The organism is Borrelia puertoricensis, assembly GCF_023035875.1.
Lineage (GTDB): Bacteria > Spirochaetota > Spirochaetia > Borreliales > Borreliaceae > Borrelia > Borrelia puertoricensis.
On the sequence record NZ_CP075379.1, the window covers coordinates 440622 to 467552 of the forward strand.

24 protein-coding genes, 2 tRNA genes and 1 rRNA gene are annotated in these 26931 nt (G+C 29.6%); 17 read left to right on the top strand and 10 right to left on the bottom strand.

What is annotated here, in order from left to right; genetic code table 11:
- Positions 1–9: 9 nt before the first annotated feature.
- A complete protein-coding gene (locus tag bpuSUM_RS02080; RefSeq protein ID WP_247065576.1) occupies positions 10–849 on the bottom strand; it encodes a Cof-type HAD-IIB family hydrolase in 840 nt (279 codons plus the stop codon).
- Between the two features lie 133 nt (positions 850–982).
- Here bpuSUM_RS02080 and hpt point away from each other — a divergent pair, with 133 nt between their 5' ends.
- The 3 genes from hpt to purB are packed head-to-tail and all read left to right on the top strand — an operon-like array spanning position 983 to position 4188.
- Positions 983–1507: a hypoxanthine phosphoribosyltransferase gene (hpt, locus tag bpuSUM_RS02085; protein ID WP_247065577.1), complete on the top strand. Its 525-nt coding sequence runs from the start codon at positions 983–985 to the stop codon at positions 1505–1507.
- A gap of 9 nt (positions 1508–1516) precedes the next feature.
- Positions 1517–2800 (top strand): adenylosuccinate synthase, encoded by a 1284-nt coding sequence (locus bpuSUM_RS02090; RefSeq protein ID WP_247065578.1) that lies wholly within the window; start codon positions 1517–1519, stop codon positions 2798–2800.
- The gene (gene purB, locus bpuSUM_RS02095) at positions 2785–4188 is read left to right on the top strand and encodes an adenylosuccinate lyase (RefSeq protein ID WP_247065579.1); all 1404 of its coding nucleotides are present in this window, start codon (positions 2785–2787) and stop codon (positions 4186–4188) included. The genes bpuSUM_RS02090 and purB overlap by 16 nt, the downstream gene beginning before the upstream one ends.
- Here purB and bpuSUM_RS02100 read toward each other — a convergent pair.
- Positions 4185–4739, bottom strand: coding sequence for a DNA-3-methyladenine glycosylase (locus bpuSUM_RS02100; RefSeq protein WP_247065580.1), 555 nt, complete (start codon positions 4737–4739; stop codon positions 4185–4187). The genes purB and bpuSUM_RS02100 overlap by 4 nt on opposite strands.
- Before the next feature lie 164 nt (positions 4740–4903).
- Between bpuSUM_RS02100 and bpuSUM_RS02105 the strand changes: the two genes are divergently transcribed.
- Positions 4904–4977 (top strand) — tRNA-Ile (locus bpuSUM_RS02105).
- A 525-nt stretch (positions 4978–5502) separates the two neighbouring features.
- Here the strand turns inward: bpuSUM_RS02105 and bpuSUM_RS02110 are convergent.
- From bpuSUM_RS02110 to rsmI, 4 genes are all read right to left on the bottom strand, one after another.
- Positions 5503–5577 (bottom strand) — tRNA-Ala (locus bpuSUM_RS02110).
- Positions 5578–5649: 72 nt separating this feature from the next.
- Positions 5650–7186: ribosomal RNA gene (locus bpuSUM_RS02115) — 16S ribosomal RNA — on the bottom strand.
- Between the two features lie 161 nt (positions 7187–7347).
- Positions 7348–8736: a DNA repair protein RadA gene (radA, locus tag bpuSUM_RS02120; RefSeq protein WP_247065581.1), complete on the bottom strand. Its 1389-nt coding sequence runs from the start codon at positions 8734–8736 to the stop codon at positions 7348–7350.
- 386 nt (positions 8737–9122) lie between these two features.
- The gene (gene rsmI / locus bpuSUM_RS02125) at positions 9123–9797 is read right to left on the bottom strand and encodes a 16S rRNA (cytidine(1402)-2'-O)-methyltransferase (protein ID WP_247065582.1); all 675 of its coding nucleotides are present in this window, start codon (positions 9795–9797) and stop codon (positions 9123–9125) included.
- A gap of 203 nt (positions 9798–10000) precedes the next feature.
- On the opposite strand from rsmI, the gene bpuSUM_RS02130 reads away from it, so the two are divergent.
- The gene (locus tag bpuSUM_RS02130) at positions 10001–10321 is read left to right on the top strand and encodes a hypothetical protein (protein ID WP_247065583.1); all 321 of its coding nucleotides are present in this window, start codon (positions 10001–10003) and stop codon (positions 10319–10321) included.
- Between the two features lie 9 nt (positions 10322–10330).
- Here bpuSUM_RS02130 and bpuSUM_RS02135 read toward each other — a convergent pair whose 3' ends face one another.
- Positions 10331–10720, bottom strand: coding sequence for a DUF1893 domain-containing protein (locus tag bpuSUM_RS02135; protein ID WP_247065584.1), 390 nt, complete (start codon positions 10718–10720; stop codon positions 10331–10333).
- Positions 10721–10833: 113 nt separating this feature from the next.
- Between bpuSUM_RS02135 and bpuSUM_RS02140 the strand changes: the two genes are divergently transcribed.
- From bpuSUM_RS02140 to bpuSUM_RS02150, 3 genes are all read left to right on the top strand, one after another.
- The gene (locus tag bpuSUM_RS02140; RefSeq protein WP_247065585.1) at positions 10834–11412 is read left to right on the top strand and encodes a YigZ family protein; all 579 of its coding nucleotides are present in this window, start codon (positions 10834–10836) and stop codon (positions 11410–11412) included.
- A 196-nt stretch (positions 11413–11608) separates the two neighbouring features.
- Entirely contained in the window at positions 11609–12361 is a 753-nt protein-coding gene (locus tag bpuSUM_RS02145; RefSeq protein WP_247065586.1) for a ParA family protein, read from the top strand.
- Positions 12362–12363: 2 nt separating this feature from the next.
- Entirely contained in the window at positions 12364–13068 is a 705-nt protein-coding gene (locus bpuSUM_RS02150; RefSeq protein ID WP_247065587.1) for a hypothetical protein, read from the top strand.
- Here bpuSUM_RS02150 and bpuSUM_RS02155 read toward each other — a convergent pair.
- The 3 genes from bpuSUM_RS02155 to gyrB form a co-directional block, all read right to left on the bottom strand.
- A complete protein-coding gene (locus bpuSUM_RS02155; protein ID WP_247065588.1) occupies positions 13061–13843 on the bottom strand; it encodes a ParB/RepB/Spo0J family partition protein in 783 nt (260 codons plus the stop codon). The genes bpuSUM_RS02150 and bpuSUM_RS02155 overlap by 8 nt on opposite strands.
- Before the next feature lie 133 nt (positions 13844–13976).
- On the bottom strand, positions 13977–16409 hold the full coding sequence (gene gyrA, locus bpuSUM_RS02160) for a DNA topoisomerase (ATP-hydrolyzing) subunit A (protein ID WP_247065589.1): 2433 nt from the start codon (positions 16407–16409) through the stop codon (positions 13977–13979).
- A gap of 11 nt (positions 16410–16420) precedes the next feature.
- Positions 16421–18325, bottom strand: a complete 1905-nt coding sequence (gene gyrB, locus bpuSUM_RS02165) for a DNA topoisomerase (ATP-hydrolyzing) subunit B (RefSeq protein WP_247066282.1) — start codon at positions 18323–18325, stop codon at positions 16421–16423.
- 246 nt (positions 18326–18571) lie between these two features.
- Between gyrB and dnaA the strand changes: the two genes are divergently transcribed.
- The 9 genes from dnaA to bpuSUM_RS02210 all read left to right on the top strand — a co-directional run bounded on the left by dnaA (position 18572) and on the right by bpuSUM_RS02210 (position 26924).
- A complete protein-coding gene (dnaA, locus tag bpuSUM_RS02170) occupies positions 18572–20026 on the top strand; it encodes a chromosomal replication initiator protein DnaA (protein ID WP_247065590.1) in 1455 nt (484 codons plus the stop codon).
- A 238-nt stretch (positions 20027–20264) separates the two neighbouring features.
- Positions 20265–21425 carry a DNA polymerase III subunit beta gene (gene dnaN, locus bpuSUM_RS02175; protein WP_247065591.1) on the top strand — a complete coding sequence of 387 codons (1161 nt, stop codon included), beginning with the start codon at positions 20265–20267 and terminating at the stop codon, positions 21423–21425.
- Positions 21426–21445: 20 nt separating this feature from the next.
- Positions 21446–22513 carry a DNA replication/repair protein RecF gene (gene recF / locus bpuSUM_RS02180; RefSeq protein WP_247065592.1) on the top strand — a complete coding sequence of 356 codons (1068 nt, stop codon included), beginning with the start codon at positions 21446–21448 and terminating at the stop codon, positions 22511–22513.
- Positions 22494–22793, top strand: a complete 300-nt coding sequence (locus bpuSUM_RS02185; RefSeq protein ID WP_247065593.1) for a DciA family protein — start codon at positions 22494–22496, stop codon at positions 22791–22793. Before recF ends, bpuSUM_RS02185 begins: the two co-directional genes overlap by 20 nt.
- Before the next feature lie 90 nt (positions 22794–22883).
- Positions 22884–23039, top strand: coding sequence for a 50S ribosomal protein L34 (gene rpmH, locus bpuSUM_RS02190; RefSeq protein ID WP_012538194.1), 156 nt, complete (start codon positions 22884–22886; stop codon positions 23037–23039).
- On the top strand, positions 23020–23364 hold the full coding sequence (rnpA, locus tag bpuSUM_RS02195) for a ribonuclease P protein component (protein ID WP_247065594.1): 345 nt from the start codon (positions 23020–23022) through the stop codon (positions 23362–23364). Before rpmH ends, rnpA begins: the two co-directional genes overlap by 20 nt.
- A complete protein-coding gene (gene yidC / locus bpuSUM_RS02200; RefSeq protein ID WP_247065595.1) occupies positions 23361–24998 on the top strand; it encodes a membrane protein insertase YidC in 1638 nt (545 codons plus the stop codon). Before rnpA ends, yidC begins: the two co-directional genes overlap by 4 nt.
- The gene (gene jag, locus bpuSUM_RS02205; protein ID WP_247065596.1) at positions 24995–25717 is read left to right on the top strand and encodes an RNA-binding cell elongation regulator Jag/EloR; all 723 of its coding nucleotides are present in this window, start codon (positions 24995–24997) and stop codon (positions 25715–25717) included. Before yidC ends, jag begins: the two co-directional genes overlap by 4 nt.
- Before the next feature lie 148 nt (positions 25718–25865).
- Positions 25866–26924 (top strand): NAD-dependent epimerase/dehydratase family protein, encoded by a 1059-nt coding sequence (locus bpuSUM_RS02210; RefSeq protein WP_247065597.1) that lies wholly within the window; start codon positions 25866–25868, stop codon positions 26922–26924.
- Positions 26925–26931 lie beyond the last annotated feature (7 nt).

Genomic DNA, 26931 nt, shown 5'->3' on the forward strand with positions numbered 1-26931 from the left:
AAAGATTACTTAAAATTGAATGTCAAGATTAAAAAACTCAATTAAAAATTTTGCAACTCCATCTTCATCATTACTGAATTTTGTAACCTCGTTGTTTAATAAATGATTCTTAATAAACTTGTTTGCATTTTTCATGAGAATACCTTTTCCAGCATTTTTTAACATCTCATAATCATTGCCATTATCTCCAAATGCTAAAATATTATCAATAGAAATACACTCAAATAAAGCAATACTTTTAATAGCATTATATTTACTAGCATCAATATTTGTAATTTCCAAAAGATCATTAGCAGAATAAAATATATTTATGTCTTTAAAATTTTTATCTCTGATTTTATTTGCAAACTCTTCAAGCTTAGAAAAATTATGAGAATAATAAACTATTTTGGAACAAGAATCTATCTCAAGTTCAGATAAATCAGTAATAATAGGTTGTATGCCTAAATTTTCAATAAAATAATTCATAATTGGACTTCTAATCTCTCTATCAGAATACCAATCATTAAGAGTATAAAGATTAACATCAATATCCCCTCGCTCTACTTTAAGAAGTTTTCTTACTACATCATAATTAATCTTGTATCTCAAAATCAGATTATTTTTTAAAAACACCTCAGCACCATTAGCCGTTATAATATAACTCTCATCAATCTGCACATCTTTAAGTTGCATTAAAATGTCCTTAACTTCATATAATCTTCTACCAGTAGCAATAATTATATGAAAATCATTCTTTAATCTTAAAAGAACTTTAAGAGTCAATGGCGCAATTTCATGATTGTTATTAAGCAATGTTCCATCAAGATCAAAAACCAACATCTTATACTTTTCATAATTGGCATTCATTATAACATCCTCTTTTTAAATAAATGATATCACATTAAATTCATGACTTATAATCTCTAACTTGAATTAAATTAATAAAAAAAATATAATAGTTAATGTCAAAAGTTGAAGAGAGAGTTAAATGTAAAGCTGAATGAGTGATAAAATTTCAACTTTATTCACAGAAGAAAAAATAAAAAGCAAAATTAAAGAGCTAGCGAAAAAGATTAGAAACTATTATGAGGATAAAAACAACGTGGTTTTTATATCACTTCTTAAAGGCTCTTTTATATTTTTTGCAGATATTACAAGAGAAATTGGATTAAACGTAAAAATAGATTTCCTGCAAGCTTCAAGTTATAAAAATAAAACTTTTTCTTCATTAAATGTAATAATTAAAAAAGATATCGACATTAATATACAAAATAGTTACGTAATCATCTTTGATGATATCATAGATACTGGGCTTACATACGAAAAAATCGTTGCTCACTTAAAAACCAAAAATCCTAAAGAGATTAAAATTTGTACTCTTTTTAACAAACCATCCAGAAGATTAATAAAATTAAAGATAGACTATGCGGGATTTGAGATTGAAAATGATTTCATAGTTGGATATGGCATTGACTTTAATGAACAACACAGAACTTTAAAGAATATAGCAAAAATAAGTAAATAGGAGATATAAATGTCAATTTATGCAGTTATTGGAACTCAATGGGGTGATGAGGGTAAGGGAAAAATTATAGACTTTCTCTCATCAAAGATAGATTATGTTGTAAGATTTAACGGAGGAAACAACGCCGGACATACAATTGTTGTCAATAATAAAAAATTCATCTTTAATCTACTACCATCAGGTGTTTTGCAAGGAGCAAAATGTATACTTGGTCCTGGTGTAGTAATTGATCCCTCAATCTTAATTAAAGAACTTGAAGCTCTCAAGCACAATAACATAAAGACAGAAATATTCATAAGTGATAAAGCACATATAATAATGCCTTATCACATTAAACTTGACGAACTTAATGAACAAAAAAAGGGTGTTCACAAAATTGGAACTACAAAACGAGGAATTGGACCTTGCTATGCTGATAAAATTAACAGAACAGGAATAAGAGCTGTTGACTTACTTGACATTGAAATTTTCGAAAGAAAATTAAAAATAAATTTAGATGAAAAAAATGAAATTATAGAAAAAATATACAACCATAAACCTTTTTATTATGATGATATTTTAAGTAAATATAAAAAATATATAGCAATACTCCAATCTGCAATCACAAATACAGAAGAAATATTAAATCAGGTCATAAATTCAGGAAAAATTATCTTAATAGAAGGTGCTCAAGGCACAATGCTTGACATTGAACATGGAACATTTCCATTCGTAACATCAAGCAATACATTAATTACAGCAACAACAGGCTGTGGTATTCCTATCTCAAAAATTAAGGAAAAGATTGGCATAGTAAAAGCATTCTCATCAAGAGTTGGTTCAGGACCGTTTGTAACTGAAATTTTAGGTCCTATTGGGGATAAAATTAGAGAAAAGGGACAAGAATATGGTTCAACAACAAACAGACCGAGAAGAATTGGTTGGCTTGATCTCTTAACAATAAAAAAATCGATAAGCCTTAATGAACTAAACCATTTAGCCCTAACTAAATTAGACATACTAAATGACATTGAAAACCTTAAGATTTGCACAGCTTATGAATTTAAAGGCAAAAGATATGACCATATACCTACTTCTTGTGAAATACTTGAGAATGTCAAACCTGTATACAAAGTCTTTAAAGGATTTAAACAAAATATTAGAAATATTAGCCGTTACGAAGATTTGCCTATCGAAGCTAAAGAGTACATTGAATTTATAGAAAAAGAAGTAGGGGTACAAATTTCGATTTTATCTCTTGGAGCAGAGAGAGAAAAAACCATTTTTAGGAATCAAAAGTGGATAAATATATAAACCCGTTAAAATCAAGATATGCAAGTAAAGAAATGCTTTACATTTTTTCACCAAAATTCAAGTACACCACATGGAGAAAGTTGTGGTACAACTTAGCCTTAGTGCAAAAAGAATTGGGAATAAACATTAGTAATAAACAACTCAATAAACTATCCAAACATATAGAAAACATTGATTTTGAACTTGTAGAAAAATATGAATCAAAATTTCAACATGAAGTCATGGCACATCTCTATGCTTATGCCGAATTGTCTGGTGATGATGCTAGAAAAATTCTACACCTTGGTGTAACAAGCGCATATTTAATGGATAACACAGACTTAATCCAAATCAAAGAAGCTTTATTGCTCATTGAAAATAAACTGATAAAACTAATTAACACTTTAAAAAAGTTCTCACTAAAGCATAAAAACCTGGTAACACTTGCATATACACATCTACAAGAAGCACAATTAACAACTCTTGGAAAAAGAAGTAGCTTATGGCTCCAAAGTCTAATTTTTGACTTTGAAGAACTTAAGTTCATTATGTCCAAAATGTGTTTTAGAGGAGTAAAGGGTACAGTTGGAAATCAAAGTAGCTTTAAAGAATTGTTTGCGTCTAACTTTGAAAAAGTAAAAGATCTAGATATAAATCTTGCAAAAAAAATGGGATTTGACAAAGTTTATAAAATAACTGGTCAAACTTATGATCGCAAATTTGATTCATCAATATTAAATTTCTTAAGCAATCTAGCCCAAAGCGCACATAAGATTACTAATGACATCAGATTCATGCAACATCTTAAAGAAATTGAAGAACATTTTGAAAAACACCAAATAGGTTCATCCGCAATGCCTTACAAAAGAAATCCTATCTATAGCGAAAGAATAGCCTCCCTTGCCAAGTTTATAATGAGCCTACAATCAAGTGGTGGTTTTATAGCAGCAACTCAATGGCTTGAGAGAACTCTGGATGATTCAGCCTGCAAAAGACTCAATATTCCCCAAGCATTCTTAGCTGCTGATGCTATCTTAATATTACTAAATAAAATATTTAATAATATCAAAGTAAACAAAAAAATGATTAAAAAACACGTTACAACAGAAATGCCATTTATATTAACAGAAGACATATTGATGAAAGCAACAAACAATGGAGGTGATAGACAAATATTACATGAAAAGATAAGAATTTATTCAATGCAAGTAAAGGAAAATCTTTATTCAGGAACAACTGAGAACGACTTAATTAAACTAATCCTTAATGATCAAAGTTTTAAATTAACATCTAAAAACATAGATGAAATCTTAAATCTAAATGAAAATATAGGTTTTGCCTCATGCCAAGTTGAAAATTTTATTAAAGAAATAATTGATCCTATTCTTGAAAAAAATAAGGAAAATTAACATTTAGAAACATATTTATTGCCCCTTATGTAAAATCGCCAAAGTTTATTCGCATACTCCTCACCTGCATAATCAACATTTATTCTCTTTGAGCATGACACTTCAAAATTAAAAGATAAACCTCTTTTTAAAAAAAGTTCACAATTATTAATAAGATCAATTTTATTAAATTTTAAATCTATATTTAAAAACTTAGCAAGCTTGCCAGGTCCATTAGTAAATATTCCATCAACTTTTGGTGAAATAGGCTCAATACCTCTTATCAAAACAGCATGGGGATTATATTCATTAGATACCACAACGTTTAACATGTAATACATGCCATAAATCATATAAATATAAGAATATCCCCCAATATTATACATAGCACTGGTACGACTTGTCCTTCTTCCCCCATAAGCATGACAAGCTTTGTCTATTACACCCATATAAGCTTCCGTCTCAACAATTCTTGAAATAATTTCCCTGTCACCTATTTTCCTAACAATCAAGTGTCCAAGCAAAGATTTGGCCACACTAACAGCATCTTGCATAAAAAATTCTCTATTCATCAGTACAATTTTAAACTAAAACAAAAATCAAATTCAAAACTTATTATAATTGAAAAAAACGTTAAATAAAAATTGCAAATAACAAACAAGTATCATGAAAAAAAAACTATATATTGACAAACACAATAAAGTTAAATAGAATCTTAAAGGGTAAGAATATCTAAGGGATCATAGCTCAGGTGGTTAGAGCGCAGGTCTGATAAACCTGAGGTCGGAGGTTCAACTCCTCCTGGTCCCAATTGAATAAACTCAACTCCTACTAAACATTTAGTAATCTCAACAAAATAATTCAAAGATGCATTTTTGAGCTTCAATCAAGCTTGCCGTATGCAATAAAAATTTGTTAAGTCTATTTAAATTTATCAACAAAATCATCAAGACAACAAGTAATATAAAACCATGTGCTAAAATAGCAAACCATATATTATATTTACTCACTCAAAACAAACAAAAACATCAAATATCTTAAAATTTGCATGAAGTAAAAATTATTTCCTACAAGCTAAAAAATTTTAAAACAACTTAAATAAAATAATTTAATTCAAACAAAAAAATAAATAAGTAATACCCTTACTTCTTATATTGCTTATCTTATAAATGAGAATTTACTCTAAATAAATCATTAAACATAAAAAACATTTTATCTGAAAATCAAAATTTTAATAGGATTTTTTTTAATTCTTAAAGCTAGCTTTCAATTGATACAACACAAGTTAATCTTTAAAACCATAACCTCCATTCATTCACTTTTACAATAAACAAATGGAGGTTAAGGGATTCGAACCCTTGACCCCCGGCTTGCAAAGCCGATGCTCTAAACCAACTGAGCTAAACCCCCAAAAAAAGTCTCTGAAAAGACAAAGGAAGAGTTAAAATAATAATTTGCCGTATAATAATTTCTTTCTCTTAGAAAGGAGGTGATCCAGCCACACTTTCCAGTACGGCTACCTTGTTACGACTTCACCCCCCTCACTAAACATACCTTAGATACCTTCCTCCCTTGCGGGTTAGAATAATAGCTTCGGGTATCCTCAACTCGGGTGGTGTGACGGGCGGTGTGTACAAGGCCCGAGAACGTATTCACCGTATCATTCTGATATACGATTACTAGCGATTCCAACTTCATGAAGTCGAGTTTCAGACTTCAATCTGGACTGAGACCTGCTTTATGCGTTTTGCTTCACATCACTGTTTCGCATCGCTTTGTACAGGCCATTGTAGCACGTGTGTAGCCCAGGACATAAGGGCCATGATGATTTGACGTCATCCCCACCTTCCTCCGGCTTATCACCGGCAGTCTCGTCTGAGTCCCCATCTTTACATGCTGGTAACAGACAATAAGGGTTGCGCTCGTTGCGGGACTTAACCCAACACCTCACAGCACGAGCTGACGACAACCATGCAGCACCTGTATACAGACCCCAAACGGGGAATAGTTATCTCTAACTACATCCTGTATATGTCAAGCCCTGGTAAGGTTCCTCGCGTATCATCGAATTAAACCACATGCTCCACCGCTTGTGCGGGCCCCCGTCAATTCCTTTGAGTTTCACTCTTGCGAGCATACTCCCCAGGCGGCACACTTAACACGTTAGCTTCGGTACTAACCTTTCGATTAACACCAAGTGTGCATCGTTTACAGCGTAGACTACCAGGGTATCTAATCCTGTTCGCTCCCTACGCTTTCGTGACTCAGCGTCAGTCTTGACCTAGAAGTTCGCCTTCGCCTCTGGTATTCTTCCTGATATCAACAGATTCCACCCTTACACCAGGAATTCTAACTTCCCCTATCAGACTCTAGTCATGCAGTTTCCAGCATAGTTCCACAGTTGAGCTGTGGTATTTTACGCATAGACTTACATATCCGCCTACTCACCCTTTACGCCCAATAATCCCGAACAACGCTCGCCCCTTACGTATTACCGCGGCTGCTGGCACGTAATTAGCCGGGGCTTATTCATAAATTAACGTCATCACCTTGTCATTTCCTACAAAGCTTATTCCTCATTTATAAAAGAACTTTACAATCTTTCGACCTTCTTCGTTCACGCAGTGTCGCTCCGTCAGGCTTTCGCCCATTGCGGAAGATTCTTAGCTGCTGCCTCCCGTAGGAGTCTGGACCGTATCTCAGTTCCAGTGTGACCGTTCACCCTCTCAGGCCGGTTACTTATCATAGCCTTGGTAGGCTCTTATCCTACCAACTAGCTAATAAGACGCAGACTCATCTATAAGCGAAGCTTTAAAGGCTTCCTTTCATCAATTAACATCTCAATTGACCTTATTCGGTATTAGCTACTATTTCTAATAGTTATCCCCATCTCATAGGTAGATTATCCACGCGTTACTCACCCGTTCGCCACTGAATGTATTGCTACATTCCGTCCGACTTGCATGCTTAAGACGCACTGCCAGCGTTAGTTCTAAGCCAGGATCAAACTCTTCGTTATTTTTATTTCTTTACTTTAAAATTAACAGGTTATTTATTTTATTTGGCTCTTAAACCTTACTTAACTCTTCCCTTCTCTTTTCTTCCAATTCTTAATATCAACTCTTACTACTTTATAACATACGTTACACTTTGTCAATACTTAACATTCATTTTTTTATACTATCTATTTTTCAACCGACTCTCTTCATGAACTTCTCTTTTGCTATCTCGCACTAACCGCCTAACAACACCTAAAACACTCTCTATACCATCATATCCATTATAATAATTCTCTCTTAAATTTGCTCCCAAAACATGCTGAAATCCAGCTTTCTTAGCTGCAATAACCTTACTCTCAATATTAGAGGATGCCTTAATTTTTCCTGAAAGAGAAATTTCACCTGTAAAGATTAAATCTTGATTTATAATAACATTGGTTTTGGCAGAAAATAATGCAACCAAAACAGCAAGTTCAATTTCTATATCATCCATCCTAAGGCCCCCAGAAACATTCACATATACATCATCATTATTAAAACTGAGATTCAAATATTTATTAAGAACAGCTAAAATTCTTGATATTTTCTTAGAATCTATTTTTTCAGAAAAAATTCTAGGAATATTCATACCTGTTCTTGTGATTAAAGCCTGTATTTCAACAAATAAAACTCGACTCCCCTCATTAATGATTCCAATAGCAATCCCTGAAGATATTTCTTCCTTTTTCTCCAAAAAAATAGAAGAGGGATCCTTAATCTCAACAAGCCCCAAACACGTCATTTCAAAAATACCTACTTCATTAATAGCACCAAACCTATTTTTAGTAGCTCTAAGCATACGTAACGATTTTTCTGCCTCTTCAAAATAAAAAACAGAATCTACCATATGCTCTATTACTTTTGGTCCTGCTAAAATACCATCTTTCGTAATATGTCCCACTAAACATAAAGTTATATTCTTCCCTCTTGCCCACTCTATAAGCTTATAAACACAATGCTTTAATTGAGCAACACCTCCAAGCCCACCTTGAACTTCTTTTGAATGCAAAGTTTGAATAGAATCGACAACAATAAAGTCAAGTTCAATATTTACAAGCATTTTGATTAAAGAATCAACATTTATCTCATTAGTTATCAATATATCAGAAGAAATTTTAAGTCTATTTGCTCTTAATTTAATTTGCGGAATTGATTCTTCACCTGCAAGATAAAGCACATTTTTGTCAGCAAGTGAAAGAATACTAGAAATTTGAAGTAAAAAAGTTGACTTCCCAATGCCAGGCTCGCCTGATATCAAAATTGCACTACCAATTACAATGCCATCACCAAGAACTCTATCAAATTCTTCAATACCTGTTAAATGTCTAACATTATCAACATGTTTAAAATCTCTTAAAGAAAAGATTTCATTTTTTGACTTACTTAAATCTCCCTCACAACCAGATTTAAATTCAGAATAATGTACTAAACTTTCCCAACTAAAGCATTCAGGACATTTCCCAAGCCACTTTAAAGATTTATACCCACAATTTAAACATTTGTAAATTTCCTTATCCCTATTTTTTATCATAAAATGTAAATGGGTAGACCTCTCTTAATTTGGACAAGTGATAAATCCATCTTTAAAACTTATGTCCCATCTTGAATTTTCAATATTAAAAAATCTTTAAAACCTTTATCATTGTTCTTAAACTCACTGTAAAAATTGTTAAACCAATTCCTTAAAAGTCAAAATACTCTCACTAAATTTATCACAATTTGCAAAATACATAATATCAGAATACATTAATTATACACAAAATTATACAAATCAGATTTTTATCCATCCTTAAATCTATATTTGAAAAACTTTTTGAACAATCATAACCTCTCTCATCAAGTAATTCAGATTCATCATAACTTATAAACAATCAATAATACCCTTTAATACATTTTTTCTCATCTTGTAAAAAATTTTTAACTTTTAGACTTCCTGCTAACCAAAACCGTAAATTCTCCCTTACTTTTGTTATTTTCTTCAAAATATTTCTTAAGCTCTAAAGGTTTACCAATTTTATATTCCTCATATAATTTTGTCATCTCACGACCAACAAGAACATTAGCATCTAAATTTACTAAAGAAATTTCAAATAATAACTTCAAAATTCTATGACTGGATTCAAGAAGAACAAATGCATCACCCCTATGATAAAGTTCCTCAATCCTTTTGATCCTTTTAATTCCTTTGTTTGGCAAAAATCCTTCAAACACTACAACTTTATCTTTAAAAGGATTTACACTAATAACTGCATTCAAAGAACTAACACCTGGAATAGGAAAAACTTTATGCCCATTTTTAAATGCCGCATCAACAAGCAAACCACCAGGATCACTAAGACAAGGAGTGCCCGCATCACTAACGAAAGCCACACTTTTTCCATTAGACAAGTATTCCAATAACAAACCAATTCTCTTATGCTCTATGACAGCATTACAAGAAATTAATTTTTTAACTATACCATAATGAGATAAAAGTCTCTTAGCAACTCTCGTATCCTCAGCAAATACAACATCAACTAATCTTAAAATATCAATTGCACGATATGTAATATCACCTAAATTACCTATAGGTGTTCCCACAATGTATAACACATAATCTCCTTAAAATTTAAAATACAGCTTACTTAATATGCATTAAACTTATTACTGCATAAATTAATTATTCTCAAAGTAACCTATACTTTTACAAAAGTACTTGGTTTTTATATATCCATATAAAAAAATTTTTATTTTTATGCTATATTTATATTATTATTTAATTTTAACAACTGAAAACTAAAAGGCGGTAAAGTTTTATGTTTAAACTCATTAAAAAGATCTTTATAATCTATTTCCTATGCATCACACTTACTGGACTTACTATGGTTTTCATTAATAGTAAATTTTCTGAAAGACAAGCTACCCAAGATGGTAAAAGTCAAATTATTAGACATGTAATTGATCCAAATTTAATTATGCTTACCTCTGCTATTGGAGGATTTTTGGGAATTTATTCCGGAATATGGTTTTTTGATCATGGAAAAGATAATTTCTACTTAACCTGGGGAAGCCTAATAATGTTAATATACAACATAGGACTAATCATTTCTGTATATTCCAAATCAAAAAACAAATAAATTCAAATTTTAAGAATTACTTACAATAATTCCTCTTTTAATCAGGTACTTATAAACTTCTTCTGGATTTTCTAAGCTTTCAATCAAGTTCTCAGTTTTATCATTTATCTTCTCTACTAATCTTTTAAAACCTACTCTTATTCCTCTACTTTCCAAAAAGTCTTTTGCCGGTTGAGAAATAACACCTGCCTGAACATTTTGAAGCCCAATATTGTAAATAATAACAGCAGCGGCCTTGCCTACAACCTTATCATAAATTTCTAAACCCTCTTTATTTTGAATGTATTTATTAATAAAATTATCAACTTCCAAGAGAGGTTTTAGACCTCTTTCCATATTAGAGTAAAGTATTCTATGTTCCTTAAACAATTTTAATGTAGGATTTAACCCTGATATCATTTCAAACACCTCTTAAAGACTTGCACTCAGAATTTAAAAAAACAATTATTAATAATAATAAACATAAATTAAAAATACTTCAACATAAAAAAGATGATATATTATTAAATTGAATGATGCTAATTCCTAAAGAAAATATTTATTCAAAAATTGAAGTAAAAAAATCAATTTTCTTATCATACATTTTTCATGTAGAGAAAAAAGAAGAAATAAATAAAATATTAAAAGAATATAAATTGAAATTTAAAAACGCAACTCATGTTGTCTATGGATTTAGAATCGGTAATTTAAATTCATTTATAAATGGAATGAACGATGACAAAGAACCACGATTAACAGCTGGAAAACCTACTCTAGACGCCATATTAAACAAAAATTTAACAGACACCTTAATTATTACAATACGCTATTTTGGAGGAACCCTGCTTGGAAAACAGGGTTTAATTAAAGCATATTCCAAAGCAGCACAAGAAGTAATCAACAAATCAAATCTAATAGAAAAGGAAGAAATGGAAACATTATGCCTTAATTTAAATTATAACCAATATAATTTACTTATACGAACAAAAAATAAGATGGGAATTAAAATTACAGACGCAAAATTTCTAGATAAAATAAACACTACAATAAAATTTAACATAAAAGATAAAAAAAATATCATAACATTTTTACAAGCAAACTCTCTGCTCTAATTTGAGTTTAATTAAGTTATGTCTATAACTTAATTAAACTAGACAATACACATGTAGGCATTTAATTTGATTAAATGCCTACATGTGTATTGTCTAGTTTTTTCTAAAAAGAATTTTATATATACTATTATCATTTTTATTACTTATGTTCTACAATAGAATATTATTAATATATACTAATTAAGAGAAAATTGTTATGAAAATAATATCCATTATTAATCAAAAAGGTGGTGTTGGAAAGACAACCAGTGCTATAAATATTGCCTATTCAATTACATTGCTTAATAAAAAAGCTCTTCTAATAGACATTGACTCACAAGGTAATACTAGTAGCGGTGTTAATATTTTAAAAAAAGAAGTTACAAATTCAAGTTATGAACTTATCTATAAAAAACAAAAAATTACACCTATTAAAAATTTTAACTTGGATATAATTCCTTCAAGTCTTAAACTAGCACTACTTGAAAAAGAATTAATACATGAAATTGCAAGAGAAAATTTTCTAAAAAATGCTTTAGAACAATATAAACAAGATGATTATGATTTTATCATTCTTGATTGTCCTCCTACTCTCTCAATACTTACAATAAATGCCCTTGTTGCAAGTAAATATCTTTTAATACCAATAGAAACAGAATTTTTTGCATTTGAAGGAATCAATCAATTATTAGATACAATAACTGCTGTCAAACAGATAAATAAAGAACTAGATATTACAGGTGTATTTATCAATAAATATGATATTAGAAACAAAAGCAAAGAAAAATATATTGATTATCTAAAAAAAGTATTCAAAGAAAAATTTTTAAATACTAAAATAAGAAAAAACATAAGTATTTCTAAATCTCAAGAAGAAAACATACCAGTATATATGTATAAAAAAGAAAGTAATGCAGCAAAGGATTTTTTAGAACTTACAAAAGAAATAATGGAAAAAATCAAAGGATAAAAATGTCAGACAATCTAGACACTTTAATGGCTTTAATGGGCCAAAAGTTAAAAAATAATGCAAAAGACGAACAACATTTGGTAAAACAAGAATTAATTATCATTCAAAACAAAAGTTTTAAATATGAAAAATTGGATAAAGAAATAGCCGACTTTTTAAAAATGAAGCAATACGAGATTTTCAATATATTTAACAATACCTACACAGAAATTGGAAGAATACTAAAAGAGGCACAAGATAAACTACGTGGGAATAACCAATATGACGGTCTTTTTTATAAATGGTTTACCAGTATGGGATTTAAAAAAGATAAAGTTTACTCATTGATATCAAGATACGAATTGCTTGTCGAAAATTCCGATAAGCAACTCATAATAAACAATTTACCACTATCACTCTCATATGAAATTTCTAAAAAATCTTGTCCTACTCATTTAAAAATGGAAGTTCTTAATGGAAAAATAAAATCTTTAAAAGAATTTAAATCACGTTATCAAAAAGATGAACACAACAAAAAAAATCTTCAAATAAACTTTAATAAAATACAACTTAAAAGAGAAAACATTATAAAACTAATAGAACTACTTTTACAAGAACTAGAAAACATTAAAAACATTAAATTAGATAAAATAGAAAACAAGAAAGAATTTTTGATTATTTTAAAAGACATAAAACAAAAAATAAATCTCATAAAAAAAATTACTTAATACTTTCAAAAATAGAAATAATTCTTTTTAAATCAGAAGATGTAAAATAACTTATTTCGATCTTCCCTTTTTCCTTGCTTCCTTTAATACTTATTTTAGTTTGTATTCTGCTTATTAAAAATTCTTTAACACTATTTAAAAAAGGATCTCTTAAGATTTCTGATTTATCATTAATAGGTTTATAAAAATTTTTAATATAATTTTCTGTTTCTCTAACGGACAATTTTTTTTTAATGATTAAAAGATAAAGCCCATATCTATCCTGACTATCTTTTAACGACAATAAAACCTTAGCATGACCCAATGATATTTCTTTTTTATGTAAAGAATTTAATATTTCCTGTTCAAGATCCAAAATTCGAACTAAATTAGCAACGTGAGACCTATTTTTACCTATCTTTTCAGATAAAGCTTTTTGGGTTAAAGAATGCTTATCCATAAGATTTTTATAAGCATATGCCTCTTCAACAGGGGTTAAATTTTCTCTTTGAATATTTTCAATTAAAGACATAAAATCTTTATTCTTTCTAGTTGTCTCTATTTCTATAATAGAGATTTGCCTCATACCAGCTAATTTAGCAGCTCTAAATCTTCGCTCACCTATTACTAAGGTATATCTACCACTATCATGAAAAACAACAATAGGTTGCAATATTCCATTTTCTCTTATAGAGATACTTAATTCTTCAAGCTCAGCAAGATTAATAGACTTTCTAGGTTGCGACTTATCTACATCTACAAGATTAATATCTACCATTTTAAAAGTCTCACTCATTTTATCAAAAACCTCCTTGTAATAATACAAAATTTTATAAAGTTGTTCTATGTCAATTTCAACTAAAAAAATAACCCAAAAAAAAAGAATGTTCTACGTAGAACATTCAAACAATACAAATAAAATTAATTGATCATTTAATAAATTTTGAAACAGATATCAATTTATCCTCATCAAGAGATAATACTTGCATTCCTCTAGCATCCTTACCTTGCTCAGATATTTTGTCAACCAATGTTCGTAAAACTTTAGAAGTCTTACTTACAAGTAATATTTCATCATCCTGTGCAACTGTAATAGCATCAACAACTTCACCTGCCTTTTCATCGGATTTCTTATAGCAAGTATAACCAGTAGCGCCTCTTTTAAGCTCAGTCACTCTAGATATTTCTAATCTCTTTCCATATCCATTCTCAGAAACAATTAAAAGATGAGATCCTTGTTTTGCTGATAACGCCTTAATAAGCATATCGCCCTCTCTTACTTTCATACCAGACACACCCTGAGTTCCTCTATGTGTAAGCCTAATATCATTTGAATTAAATGCAAAAGCATTGCCCTTCTTAGAAAGACAAATAATTTTATCATTCTTAGAAACAATCTCAGCACTTGTAACAAAATCCTTATCATCCAGTTTAATGACAATAACGCCTCTTGATTTAACTGTTTTAAAGCCCTCTGTTTCAATACGAGCTATTTTTCCATTTGCTGTTGTTATTAATAAATAATTGTCCAGAGATAACTCATTGCAATTCTTAATAGCTAATATCTCTTCTGTCTCTCCCAAATTAACAAGCTCACGAATATTTTGTCCCTTTGAAGTTCTAGAAGAATCCTTTATTCCATAAGCATTAATTACATAAAGCTTCCCTTCATTTGAAATCATAAGTAAAAAGTCATGGGTATTTACACATAAAGCAATATTAACTTGATCTTTATCTTGTAAGTCAAAAGAACCAAGTCCCTTACCACCTATACCTTGAAGTTTATACTCATCTTGTAAGATTCTTTTAATGAAACCCTGCTTTGTAAGAATAACAATAACATTTTCCCTCTGCATTAAATCTGACATACTAGTTTTTACAACCTCCTCATCATAAATTATTTTTGTTCGGCGCTCATCGCCAAATTTTAAACTTAAATTAATAATCTCTTCCCTTACAATATTAACAACTCTCTCTGGACTAACAAGAATATCTTCATAATCTTTTATTAAATCCAAGACAATTTTAAACTCTTCTTCAAGTTTCTCTATTTCAAGAGATGTTAACTTCTGTAACTTCATATCCAATATAGAATTAGCTTGAATTTCTGATAAATTAAATTCCTTAATAATACATTCTTTAGCATCTTTTACAACTCTAGAAAATCTTATTATCTCTATTACCCTATCAATATGTCTTAAGGAAACATTTAATCCTTCAAGAATATGTGCCTTTTCTCTTGCCTTTTTTAAGTCAAACTCTACACGCCTTCTAACAATTTCCTTTCTATGATCAATAAATTCAGATATAAGTTCCTTTAAATTTAATTGTTTTGGAATACCATTAACAAGAGCCAAGTTATTTATGCTAAAATTTTTCTTCAGTTCAGTATATTCATAAAGCAAATTCATAACAACATGAGGATCAAAACCTTTTTTAATTTCAAGGACAATTCTAATACCTTCACGGTCAGATTCATCTCTTATATCAGATATACCTTCAAGCTTTTCTTCTTTTATTAAGAATGCAATCTTCATAAGCAAGGAAGATTTGTTAACAGCATAAGGTATTTGCGTAATTATAATAGCAATATGATCTTCTCTCTTTTCTTCAATATGATACCGAGATCGAATAACAACACTGCCCTTCCCTGTCGTATAAGCCTTAACTAAACTCTCATTATAAATGATTTCAGCATAAGTAGGAAAATCTGGTCCTTTAACTATTGCAATTAAATCATACACAGAAACACTATCATGATTTAACATATAAACTATGGCGTCACAAACTTCTCTCAAATTATGTGGGGCCATATTGGTTGCCATTCCAACAGCAATTCCACTAGAACCGTTAACTAAGAGAAATGGAAAAGCAGCTGGTAAAACTTCAGGCTCAAGCAAAGAATCATCATAATTGGCTCTAAAATCAACAGTTTGCCTATCGATATCTTTAACAAGTTCTTCAGCTATTTTCGCCATTCTAGCTTCAGTATACCTCATAGCAGCAGGAGGGTCTCCATCAATAGAACCAAAATTCCCCTGTCCGCTTACTATAGGATATCTTAACGAAAAATCCTGTGCAAGTCTTACAAGTGCTTCATAAATCGACTGGTCACCATGAGGATGATATTTACCAAGAACATCTCCAACGATTCTCCCAGCCTTCTTAAATGCTTTATCAGCCCTAAGTCCCATTTCATGCATTGAATAAAGGATTCTTCTGTGAACAGGTTTAAGACCATCTCTCACATCAGGAAGAGCTCTTGAAACAATAACAGACATTGCATAATTTAGATACGAGGTTTTAACCTCATCTTCTATTTTTATATTTAATATTTGCTCTTTATCTTCTTCAATTGCCATTAATGCTCCAATCACACATCAAGATTTACTACATCAAGCGCATTTTGCTCAATAAATTCTCTTCTAGGCTCAACATCATCTCCCATAAGAGTAACAAAAATATCCTCAGCCTGTACAGCATCATCTATCTCTATTAATTTCATTTTTCTAGTAGCAGGATTCATAGTGGTTTCCCAAAGTTGTGTAGGATTCATTTCTCCAAGCCCTTTATACCTTTGAAGACTAATTTTATCCCTTTTACCAGTCTCGATAGAGCTTAAAAAAATTTCCTTTTCCGAATCATCATAAAAGTAATGAACACTATTTTCATACTTAATTTTATAAAGAGGTGGCATAGCGATATATACATGTCCATTATCAATTAACTCCCGCATGTAACGAAAGAAAAAAGTAAGAAGCAATGTTCGAATATGAGATCCATCAACATCGGCATCAGCCATAATAATAATCTTATGATAACGAAGTTTTTCAATATAAAAATTCTTTCCAACACCAGCACCAAGAGATGCAATTATTGGAATAAGCTTATCATTTGTAATAACCTTCTCTTCCCGTGTTTTTTCAACATTAAGCATTTTACCCCACAATGGCAAGATAGCTTGATAAAACCTATCTCTTCCCATTTTTGCGCTTCCTCCTGCAGAATCCCCTTCCACAATATAAATTTCCCTTTCAACCGGATTTTTAGATGCACAATCTGCCAATTTGCCAGGCAATGCCAAGCTTTCAAACGCACTTTTTTTTCTCTCAGACTCTCTTGCTTTTCTTGCGGCCTCACGAGCACGAGCGGCTCTTATTGCCTTATTAAGAATAATATCTACTTCTAAAAGATTATCACCAATAACTTTCAAAAGCTCATCGTGTACAATAGTTTCAACAATTTTCTTTATATAAGAATTTCCCAATTTTCCTTTAGTTTGACCTTCAAATTGAGGTTCTGGAACCTTAATAGAAATTACCGCTGTTAAACCCTCCTTAAAATCATCTAATGTAAGATTTGGAACATCTTTTTTGCTTATCTTTGAATCCTTAAAAGCTTCACTCATTGCCTTTAAGAAACCAGTCTTAAAACCAGCAACATGAGTTCCTCCTTCTCTAGTATTAATATTGTTTACAAACGATAAAATATTATCAGAATATCCTTCAGTCCACTTAAGTCCAACACTAACAATAACATCATCATAAGTTCCTTCAATAAAATAGGGCTCACTTTGAATATTTTTTCTATTATTTGTTATAAAATCTACAAAAGCTTTTATTCCACCTTCAAAATAAAATTCTAAAAATCTCTCTTTCCCCAATCTCTTATCTTCAATTGAAATTTGTATCTTATCATTTAAAAATGCAAGTTCTCTCAATCTCTTTGACAAAGTTTCAAAATCATAATCCAAGGTTTCAAAAATCTCAGAATCAGCTAAAAAAGTAACTTTAGTACCCCTATTAGAACTTACCCCAATAATCTCAACCCCAGATGTGGGAATCCCCCTAGAATAAGTCTGCTTAAAAAATTTTCCATCCCTGCTCACAACAACTTCTAAAAAAGATGATAAAGCATTAACAACCGAAATCCCAACCCCATGAAGTCCACCAGAAACCTTATAAGTACCTTTATTAAATTTTCCTCCAGAATGTAGCTTAGTCAAAACAAGTTCAAGAGCACTAATTCCTTCCTCTTCATGAATATCTGTAGGAATTCCTCTACCATTATCATTGACTGTTACAGAATTATCTGAATTTATAACAACTTCTATTTTATCGCAAAAACCCGCTAAAGCCTCGTCAATACTATTGTCAACCACTTCATAAACCAAGTGATGCAATCCATCAATTGAAACGGATCCAATATACATACCAGGCCTTTTTCTAACAGCTTCAAGGCCCTTTAACACTTGAATATTACTAGCAACATAACTCATAAACCTTCCACACAATTAATCATAATATAGATATAAGCAAATTTTACATTAAAAACAATATAATATCTATTAAATAACACAAATTACAAGACACATTCAACTTGACTTAAAACTAATAAAATTTCAAGATCCACAAATAGTTAAGATAATGTTCCAGTTCATTATTATACTATATACTTATACATACACAATACTAATAATCAAAAAGATATAATGATAAAAAGCCAAAATCGACGAGGATAAGATATGCAAGAAGGAAAAAACATATGGAGCTTAATTTTAGCAGCAATAAGGAAAGAACTTTCTGAAGAAGAGTTTTACATATGGTTTGAAAATTTATATTTCATAGATGCAACTGACGAGAGTATAAAAATATCTGCTCCAAATTCTTTTCATAAAAACCAAGTAGAAAAAAGATTTTCCAAAAGAATAAAAGAAATTCTCACTGAAAAAGGCCATAATACGATTAATGTTGAATTTATAAATCCACCAAATGAATCCAAGACTCATAACATGGAATTAAAAAACACTTCACTTAAAGACATTTCTATACAACAAGATTCACCTGAAAAAAAAAGAATACTTAACACTCACACAAAGAACATAATAGAGAATACAAAACACTACGTTATAAAAGAAGATATTCATACAAAATATAGGAATCCTTTTCTTAAAAAGAAATACACATTTGAAAATTTCATTATAGGTCCAAATAATAAACTTGCATATAATGCAAGCTTATCAATTGCAAAAGATCCTGGTAAAAAATACAATCCATGTCTAATTTATGGTGGAGTTGGTCTTGGCAAAACACATTTACTCCAAAGTATAGGAAACAAAACAGAAAAATTATATAAAGAATTTAAAATACTTTACGTAACTGCTGAAAATTTTTTAAATGAATTTGTAGAAAGTATAAAAACAAATGAAACAAAAAGATTTAAGAAAAAATACCGACACCTAGATATGTTATTAATAGATGATATTCATGATTTACAAAAAAAAGAAGGTATACAAGAAGAGCTTTTTCACACTTTCAATGCTCTTTATGAAGACAATAAACAAATGGTATTTACATGCGACAGACAACCCTCAGAACTCATCAATTTTACAGATAGATTAAAAAACAGATTTACAAGGGGACTCAATGTTGACATATCAAAACCAAACTTTGAATTAAGAGTGGCAATTATAGAAAAAAAAGCAGAAGAAGATGGAATAAAAGTTCCAAAAAACATTCTCAACTTAGTTGCTAAGAAAGTTACAACAAATATAAGAGATCTTGAAGCTGCTGTAACAAAATTAAAAGCTCACATAGACCTTGAAGATATAGAAATCGACACTAGCATAGTAGACAAAATAATTAAAGAGATAATAGCTTATGAAAACAATAACACAAATACAAATAACACAATTAACATTGAAAGTATAAAAAAAGTTATCTTAAGGGAATTAAAACTTACAAACAAAGACATTGAGGGCAACAGCAAAAAACCTGAAATCACAAAAGCAAGACACATTTATGCTTATCTTCTGAGGAATTTTACAGAGCTTTCAACAATTGAAATAGGTAAAATCATTGGGGGGAAAACCCATTCAACAGTGCTTTATTCGATAAATAAAATAGATAAAGAGAGAAACAATGACCTAGAAATTAACAATTTAATCATAGAACTTATGAACAAAATTAACAAAAACTAGCAAAATCTATAAAATCCAAAATATTTTTGAACAAATTAAACAAATAATTCATCAAAAAACACAAACAATTAAACATGTATTATTGCTTATAACATAAATAAATAAATAGAATTAGACAATTAGACAGCCTTCTACTAATACAACTATATATAAATAAAAAAAATACTTATAATAAACTGAATAAAATTTACATTAATGAAAACCAAGAAATGATAATATAATATAAGGGGGTAAAACATTGAACGAAAAATTTATACTGTGCGACACAGAACAGATTTCAAAAGAGATTGACAAAGCCAAGAGTATAATTTTAAATAGGAACATAAATGACATTTGGAGCGCAATATTACTCGAAGTAAAAAATTCCAACCTCAAGATAAAGGCAACAGATAGGAATATCTTTTTTGAAAGTACAATTCCAATTGTTTCAGCAGAAAACTTTAAAGTATTAATCAATGCTTCAAACTTTTCAGATGCAGTAAAAGCATTAAATTTGTACAATGAGCTAAAAATAAAATTTATAGAAGATGAAAACAAATTAAGCATTATTGGTGAATCAGAAAATAAAAATGGTAATTTCATAAATGATCATTTAAGTGAGCCAACTTTTTCTAGTGAAGAGATTGAAATTTACAATTATGACATAAATGAAGAGACCTATAATTTAACAATTGAGTTAACTCAAAGGGAATTTAAGAAAATTATAAACAAAGTCTCATTTTCAGCCTCACATGACGAGTCCAAAAACGTTTTAAATGGAATTTATTTTACAAAAGACAAAAACTCTGCATTGACATTTGTTTCTACCAATTCGCATAGACTATCTGTATATAAAACAGATTTAATATTTGAGGAGGATATCAATTTTATAGTTCCTGTCAAAATGGTTAATCTCTTAAGACAGATGATGATAGGAGAAGGTATTATAAAGCTCAAGGTCTCTGATAAAAAATTTTATGTTGAATTCAATAATTATAAAATAGTTTGCAGTCTGATAAATGGAAGCTATCCTGATTATGAAAGTATTATACCAAATGAACAGCAGAACAAGGCGTTAATTGATGTTAACATTTTAAAAGATAGGCTCTCAAGGGTAAGTTCTTACACAGACAAAAGGTTTAAAAAAGTTATTCTGGATTTTGCAGGTAATCAACTAAGACTTATGGCAGAAGATCCAATTACAGGAAGAAAGGGTGAATTTTTTGTACAAAGTCCTAATTATGATTATGAGGGGAGCGAGGAAATTGTAGCTATTAATAGTGCTTATTTTACTGAGGCAATGGGTGTATTTGATACTCCAAAGTTAGAGATAAAATTCAGTGGAGGAGGTATATTGAAATTAAGTGACCCTGCGAATTTTGGTTTCATTCATTTGATAATGCCCATGGTATTAAACTAAGATTCTTTTTTGTTGGCAAGATGATAAAGAAAGTGGAATTTTTTAATTTTAAGAATATAGAAAATCAGGTTATTAATTTTGATTTTAATAACATTTATTTTTGCGGAGAGAATGGTTCAGGTAAGACTAATATTCTTGATGCTATTTATTGTCTTGCTTTTGCATCTTCTTTTTTAGTTAGCACTGATAGAGAACTTATTACATATGGCAAGACAGAATTTTATTTAAAGTGTCTCTATAATGCTGAGGGAAATGCTGGAGAGATTGGTTTGTCTTTAAGGAATGGAAAAAAAGAAGTAAAGGTTAACAATAGCATTGTAAAAGATAGAAAAAATTTGATATTGAACATTCCATCAGTTATTTTTTCAAATTATGATACTGACTTTATCATTGGAGCTCCTGCTAAGAAGAGATGGTTCTTTGATCAGGCAATAAGTCTTGTTTCTTTAGATTATTTAGATTCTCTTAGGAAATATCGAAAGATCTTACAGCAAAGAAATTTGATTTTAAGACAAGGAAATAAAGATTTACTTAAAATTTATAATGAAACTTTTGTTGATTTTGCTTTTGAGATAACGAAAATGAGAGAAAATTTTATCAAGCATTTTTATGAGTTTTTTAAGTACTATTATTCTTTTATTTTTGATGTTTCTTATAGTTTAGAGATTAAATATTTACCTTCTGTGAAATGTTCTAAAAGGGATGAATTTTTGCAAACTTTGCTTTTAAAAGAACAAGATGAACTTTACAATGAAAGTACTTTAATAGGTCCACATAGAGATTTATATGAGATATTAAGTGGTGATAGAGTATTTACTCATCATTCTTCAACAGGACAAATTAGGGCACTTGCTTTAATTTATAGGCTTGTTCAGGTCATTATGTTTAATAAGCGATTTGGTATAGCTCCTATTTTGCTTTTTGATGATGTGTTTTTAGAATTGGATAGTGTGAGAAGAAAAAGAGTTTTTGATATCCTGCCAAAAGATTCTCAGTGCTTCTTTACGTTTTTAGATGACTGTTATGATATTAGACAGGGCAGTAATTTTATGGTATACAGGATTAAGAATGGAAGATTTGAGCTTTAAAAAAGCCGCTGATGTACTTAAAGAATATTTAAATACGGATATATGTTCTAATGAAAAGCTAAATGCTAGTTTTATATTGTCTAAAAATTGGCAAATAATATTCAAAGAGCTTGCAGATAGAGTAAAATTATTGAATTTGAAGGAGGATAAAATATTATTTGTTTCTGTTAAAAATTCAAGTGTTTTATATAGTGTTTCTCTTAATAGATCAAAAATAATAAAATTAATAAAGGAGTCTACAGGTCTTGAAATATTGGATATAAAGGTTTTGATAAGATGATTTTATTGACAATTGTATTTGTATAATATAATATTGTAGTGTTTAACTTATATCTTATGACTAAAGAATGTTTTTAATTGGAGGACTTTTTTGAAGAGGACTTATCAGCCGAGTCGGGTTAAGAGAAACAGGAAATTTGGATTTAGGGCTAGGATGAAAACTAAGAGCGGGAGACTTATTCTTGCCAGAAGAAGAGCTAAGGGAAGATCAAAATTAACTGTTTCTGATGAAAAAAAGAAATATTAGCATAAAATCAAAGGTAGAAATTCAGGAGCTTTTTAAAAAAGGTAGATTTATTAGGATAGAAGGAATTAACATATTTTATGAGTTTACAAGCTTATCAATCTCTAGAATGATTGTTACTTTTCCTAAAGTTTTTAAAGGTGCTGTTAAGAGAAATCGTGTTCGGAGAATTTTTAAGGAATGTTTTAGGAAACAGTTAGCTTTACTGAAAAATAGGTATGTTGACTTTATTTTTGTAGTTTATCCTCAAAGAGTAGATGTTAATTATTATGAAGTTGATACTATGCTAAAGAATATAATTGTGCATGTCATGAAGAGGAAAGTGTGAGTCAGAGTAAAAGAATTTTAAGAGCTATTTATTTGTCTTTATTTTTTATTGGTATTTTTATGCTTGTTGATGATGTCTTTTTCTCTAGAAAATCCCCTTCTGTAATGGATAGAGAGATTGGATTTAATTTAGATAGGGATTTTGATGTTGAGCATCATTCAATTGATGAAGATGATGTTTTAAGTTTAAGTGTTAATTCTAAAGAAATTGGTGTTGAGACTAGTATATATTATGCTACTTTCTCTACATTTGGGGGTAATCTAGTTTCTCTAAAGCTTAAAGATCATTTAAATTTAGAGAGGAATCCAACAGAAATGGTTAAGGTTAATATAGATAGGGAAGGTCTTTTTTATATTACCTTTGATAACTTAACTAAAAGTTTGTTTTCATATGACAAAATAAATGATTATACACATGAGTTTAAGACCAAGTTTGAATATAATGACAAATATTATGAGTATGTAAAGAGATATACATTTTCAAGCAAAAATGAATATTTAATCAAGCTAGAAATTTTTTTAAATAATGTTGATGCTAGTGATAATTTTGATGTTGATTTTTATAAATTTGTATTAAGTTCTGATATTGAGAATTTAAGCGAGAGAGGTAAACTGCAATATAATAATTATTTATCTCAGAGTATTTATTATGATACTAAGCTTAGATATGGTAAGGATGGTTTAAGTGTTATTAAGCCTAAGTGGGTTGGTTCGAGCACTAAATATTTTGAAGTTTTGGTTTCAAAAGAAAATATGAATGTTGAATTTAAACAAGAAAATAAAGTTTTAAAGACTTTTATTTTAAACAAAATAGTTGACGCTAATATTAGTGACACCTTTTATATTTATGCAGGTCCTAGAGATAATGGATATTTAGATATTTTTAATAAAAATAATCTAAATAGTTTTGGTTTATCTAATGTTGAATTTGGAATGTCTGTAGAGAAAAGCTTATTATACTTTATTCAAGTTCCTATGCAATTAATAATGCGAATTTTTTATAATATTATTCCTAATTGGGGACTTTCAATAATTTTTTTGACAATTGTGGTAAGAATACTTATATTTCCTTTGACTTTTAAGAGTTTTAGAGCTACAGCAGAACTTTCTAAGTTACAGCCAAAAATGAAAGAGATACAAGTAAAATTTAAAAATGATCCCAAAAGATTAAATGAGGAAATGGGTAAACTTTATAGGGAAGAAGGTGTTAATCCTCTTGGAGGATGCTTGCCTATTATTTTACAACTACCTGTGTTTTTTGCTCTTTATGGTCTTGTAAATAATTTCTTTTTGCTAAGGGGGGCTAGTTTTATTCCAGGTTGGATTGATGATTTGTCAATTGGTGATAGCATATATTATTTTGGATATAAAGTTTTTGTATGGACTGATATTAGAATTTTACCTTTTATTATGATGATTACTCAGTTATTATCTACAATAATTAGTTCTAATGTTAGTTTTAAAAATCTTGGATCACAACAGAAATTTTTATATTTTGGTATGCCTATTATGTTTTTTTTCATACTTTATGATATGCCATCAGGACTTTTAATCTATTGGATTACAACCAATATTTTTACTATTTTGCAACAATACTATATAAAGATGAATGTATCTGAAAGGAGGAACAGATGAGTTATGAATTTTATGGAAAAACAGAACAAGAAGCAATTAAAAAGGCAATGAGGGATCTTGATTTAAGAGAAGGTGAGTTTGATGTAGAGATTTTGGATAAGGAAAAGGTTGGATTTTTATTTAAAAAAGAGATGATTAAGATAAAAGTGTCTCCTCATGTGAAAGAGTACACACTAAATTCTGAGGCTCAGATTAATGAAGGTATTTATGATAAGGTTTTGGATTTTATTAAAGAAATGATAAATAAAATGGGTTATTGTGTTGATTTAAAGATTGAATCTAGAGAAGGTGAGTATATTAAGATTTCTATTGATACAGACAGTCCAAATATCTTGATTGGAAGAGAAGGAAGAAATTTAGATGCTTTGCAACTTTTGGCAAATGTTTACATGTCTAGGCTTATTGGAGACAATGGTATTTTTAATAGGATAGTATTAGATATTGAGGATTATAGAGAAAGATTTAAATCAAGATTTATTAATTTGGCAATCAATTCTTTGCATAAAGTTAAAAGGAGTAGACGTTCTATTCTTTTGCCAACAATGAATCCTTTTGAGAGAAGAATTATTCATACTACTTTAAATCGTTATAGTGATATTAAAACAGAGAGTGAGGGAGATGGAAATTTAAAGCGAGTTAGAATTTCTTATGTTAGGAATAGTAAATATAATAATAATTTTCGTAGTTATCAAAAAAGGGATTCTAATGTTAGAAAGTAAGGTTTTTTTTCTATATTTGTAAATCGATGATTTATATTCATATGTTTATCTTTTACTTAAGCGATTAATATTTAATTGGTCGATGTTTTGTAGTTATGGGGGTTAGGGTAATAAATTTATTATTTATTTAATTTAAGGGAATTATTGTATGAGAGTATTTTTAACGGGTATTGCAGGATTTATTGGATTTCATGTTGCCAAGAGGCTTGCTGATAATGGACATGAAGTTTTAGGTGTTGATGTTTTAAATGATTATTATGAACCTAATCTGAAATATGAGAGATTAGAAGTTTTAGGATTCGATCGTAAGAATATAGGTAGTGGAAAAGTTATTCAGAGTAATAAATATAATAATTTAAATTTTATTTATCTTGATATTTTGGATAAAGATAAAGTCTTATCTCTTTTTTCTGATTATGAATTTACGCATGTTTGTCATTTGGCAGCTCAGGCCGGTATTAGAGATAGTATTGAAAATCCCGATAGTTATATTTCAGTTAATATTGTTGGGTTTTTTAATGTGTTGGATGCATGCAGAATACATAAAAGTCATATTGAGCATTTTGTTTATGCTTCAACATCTGCAGTGTATGGGATAAATAAAAGGATGCCTTCAGATGAAGATAGCATTACAGATCATCCTTTAAATTTATATGCGGCTAGTAAAAAGTCTAATGAAGTTATAGCTCATGCTTACAGTTCATCTTTTAATATTCCAACAACAGGATTAAGATTTTTCACGGTTTATGGGCCTTATGGACGACCTGATATGGCATTATATTTATTTGCAGATGGGATTATGAAACAAACCCCCATTAATATTTTTAATAATGGGAATATGGCTAGAGACTTTACGTATGTAGATGATGTTGCAGATGGTGTTTATAGTGTACTTAAAAAACCAGCTGAGAGTGATGGTAATTTTGATGTACAAAATCCTAATTCTTCAAGTTCCCTTGCTCCTTATAAGATATACAATATAGGTACGGGACATTCTACTGAGCTTTTGAAGTTTATTAATGAGCTTGAGACAAATCTTGGAAATAAAGCTTGTAAAAAATTTTTACCTATGCAAAAAGCAGATGTTGTGAAGAGCTGTTGTAATATTTCAAAACTTAAAAATGATTTTGCTTATGAGTCCTTAACCTCTATTAAAGAGGGTATAAAAAGATTTGCAAATTGGTATAAATCTAAGATAGTTAATTAGTATATTG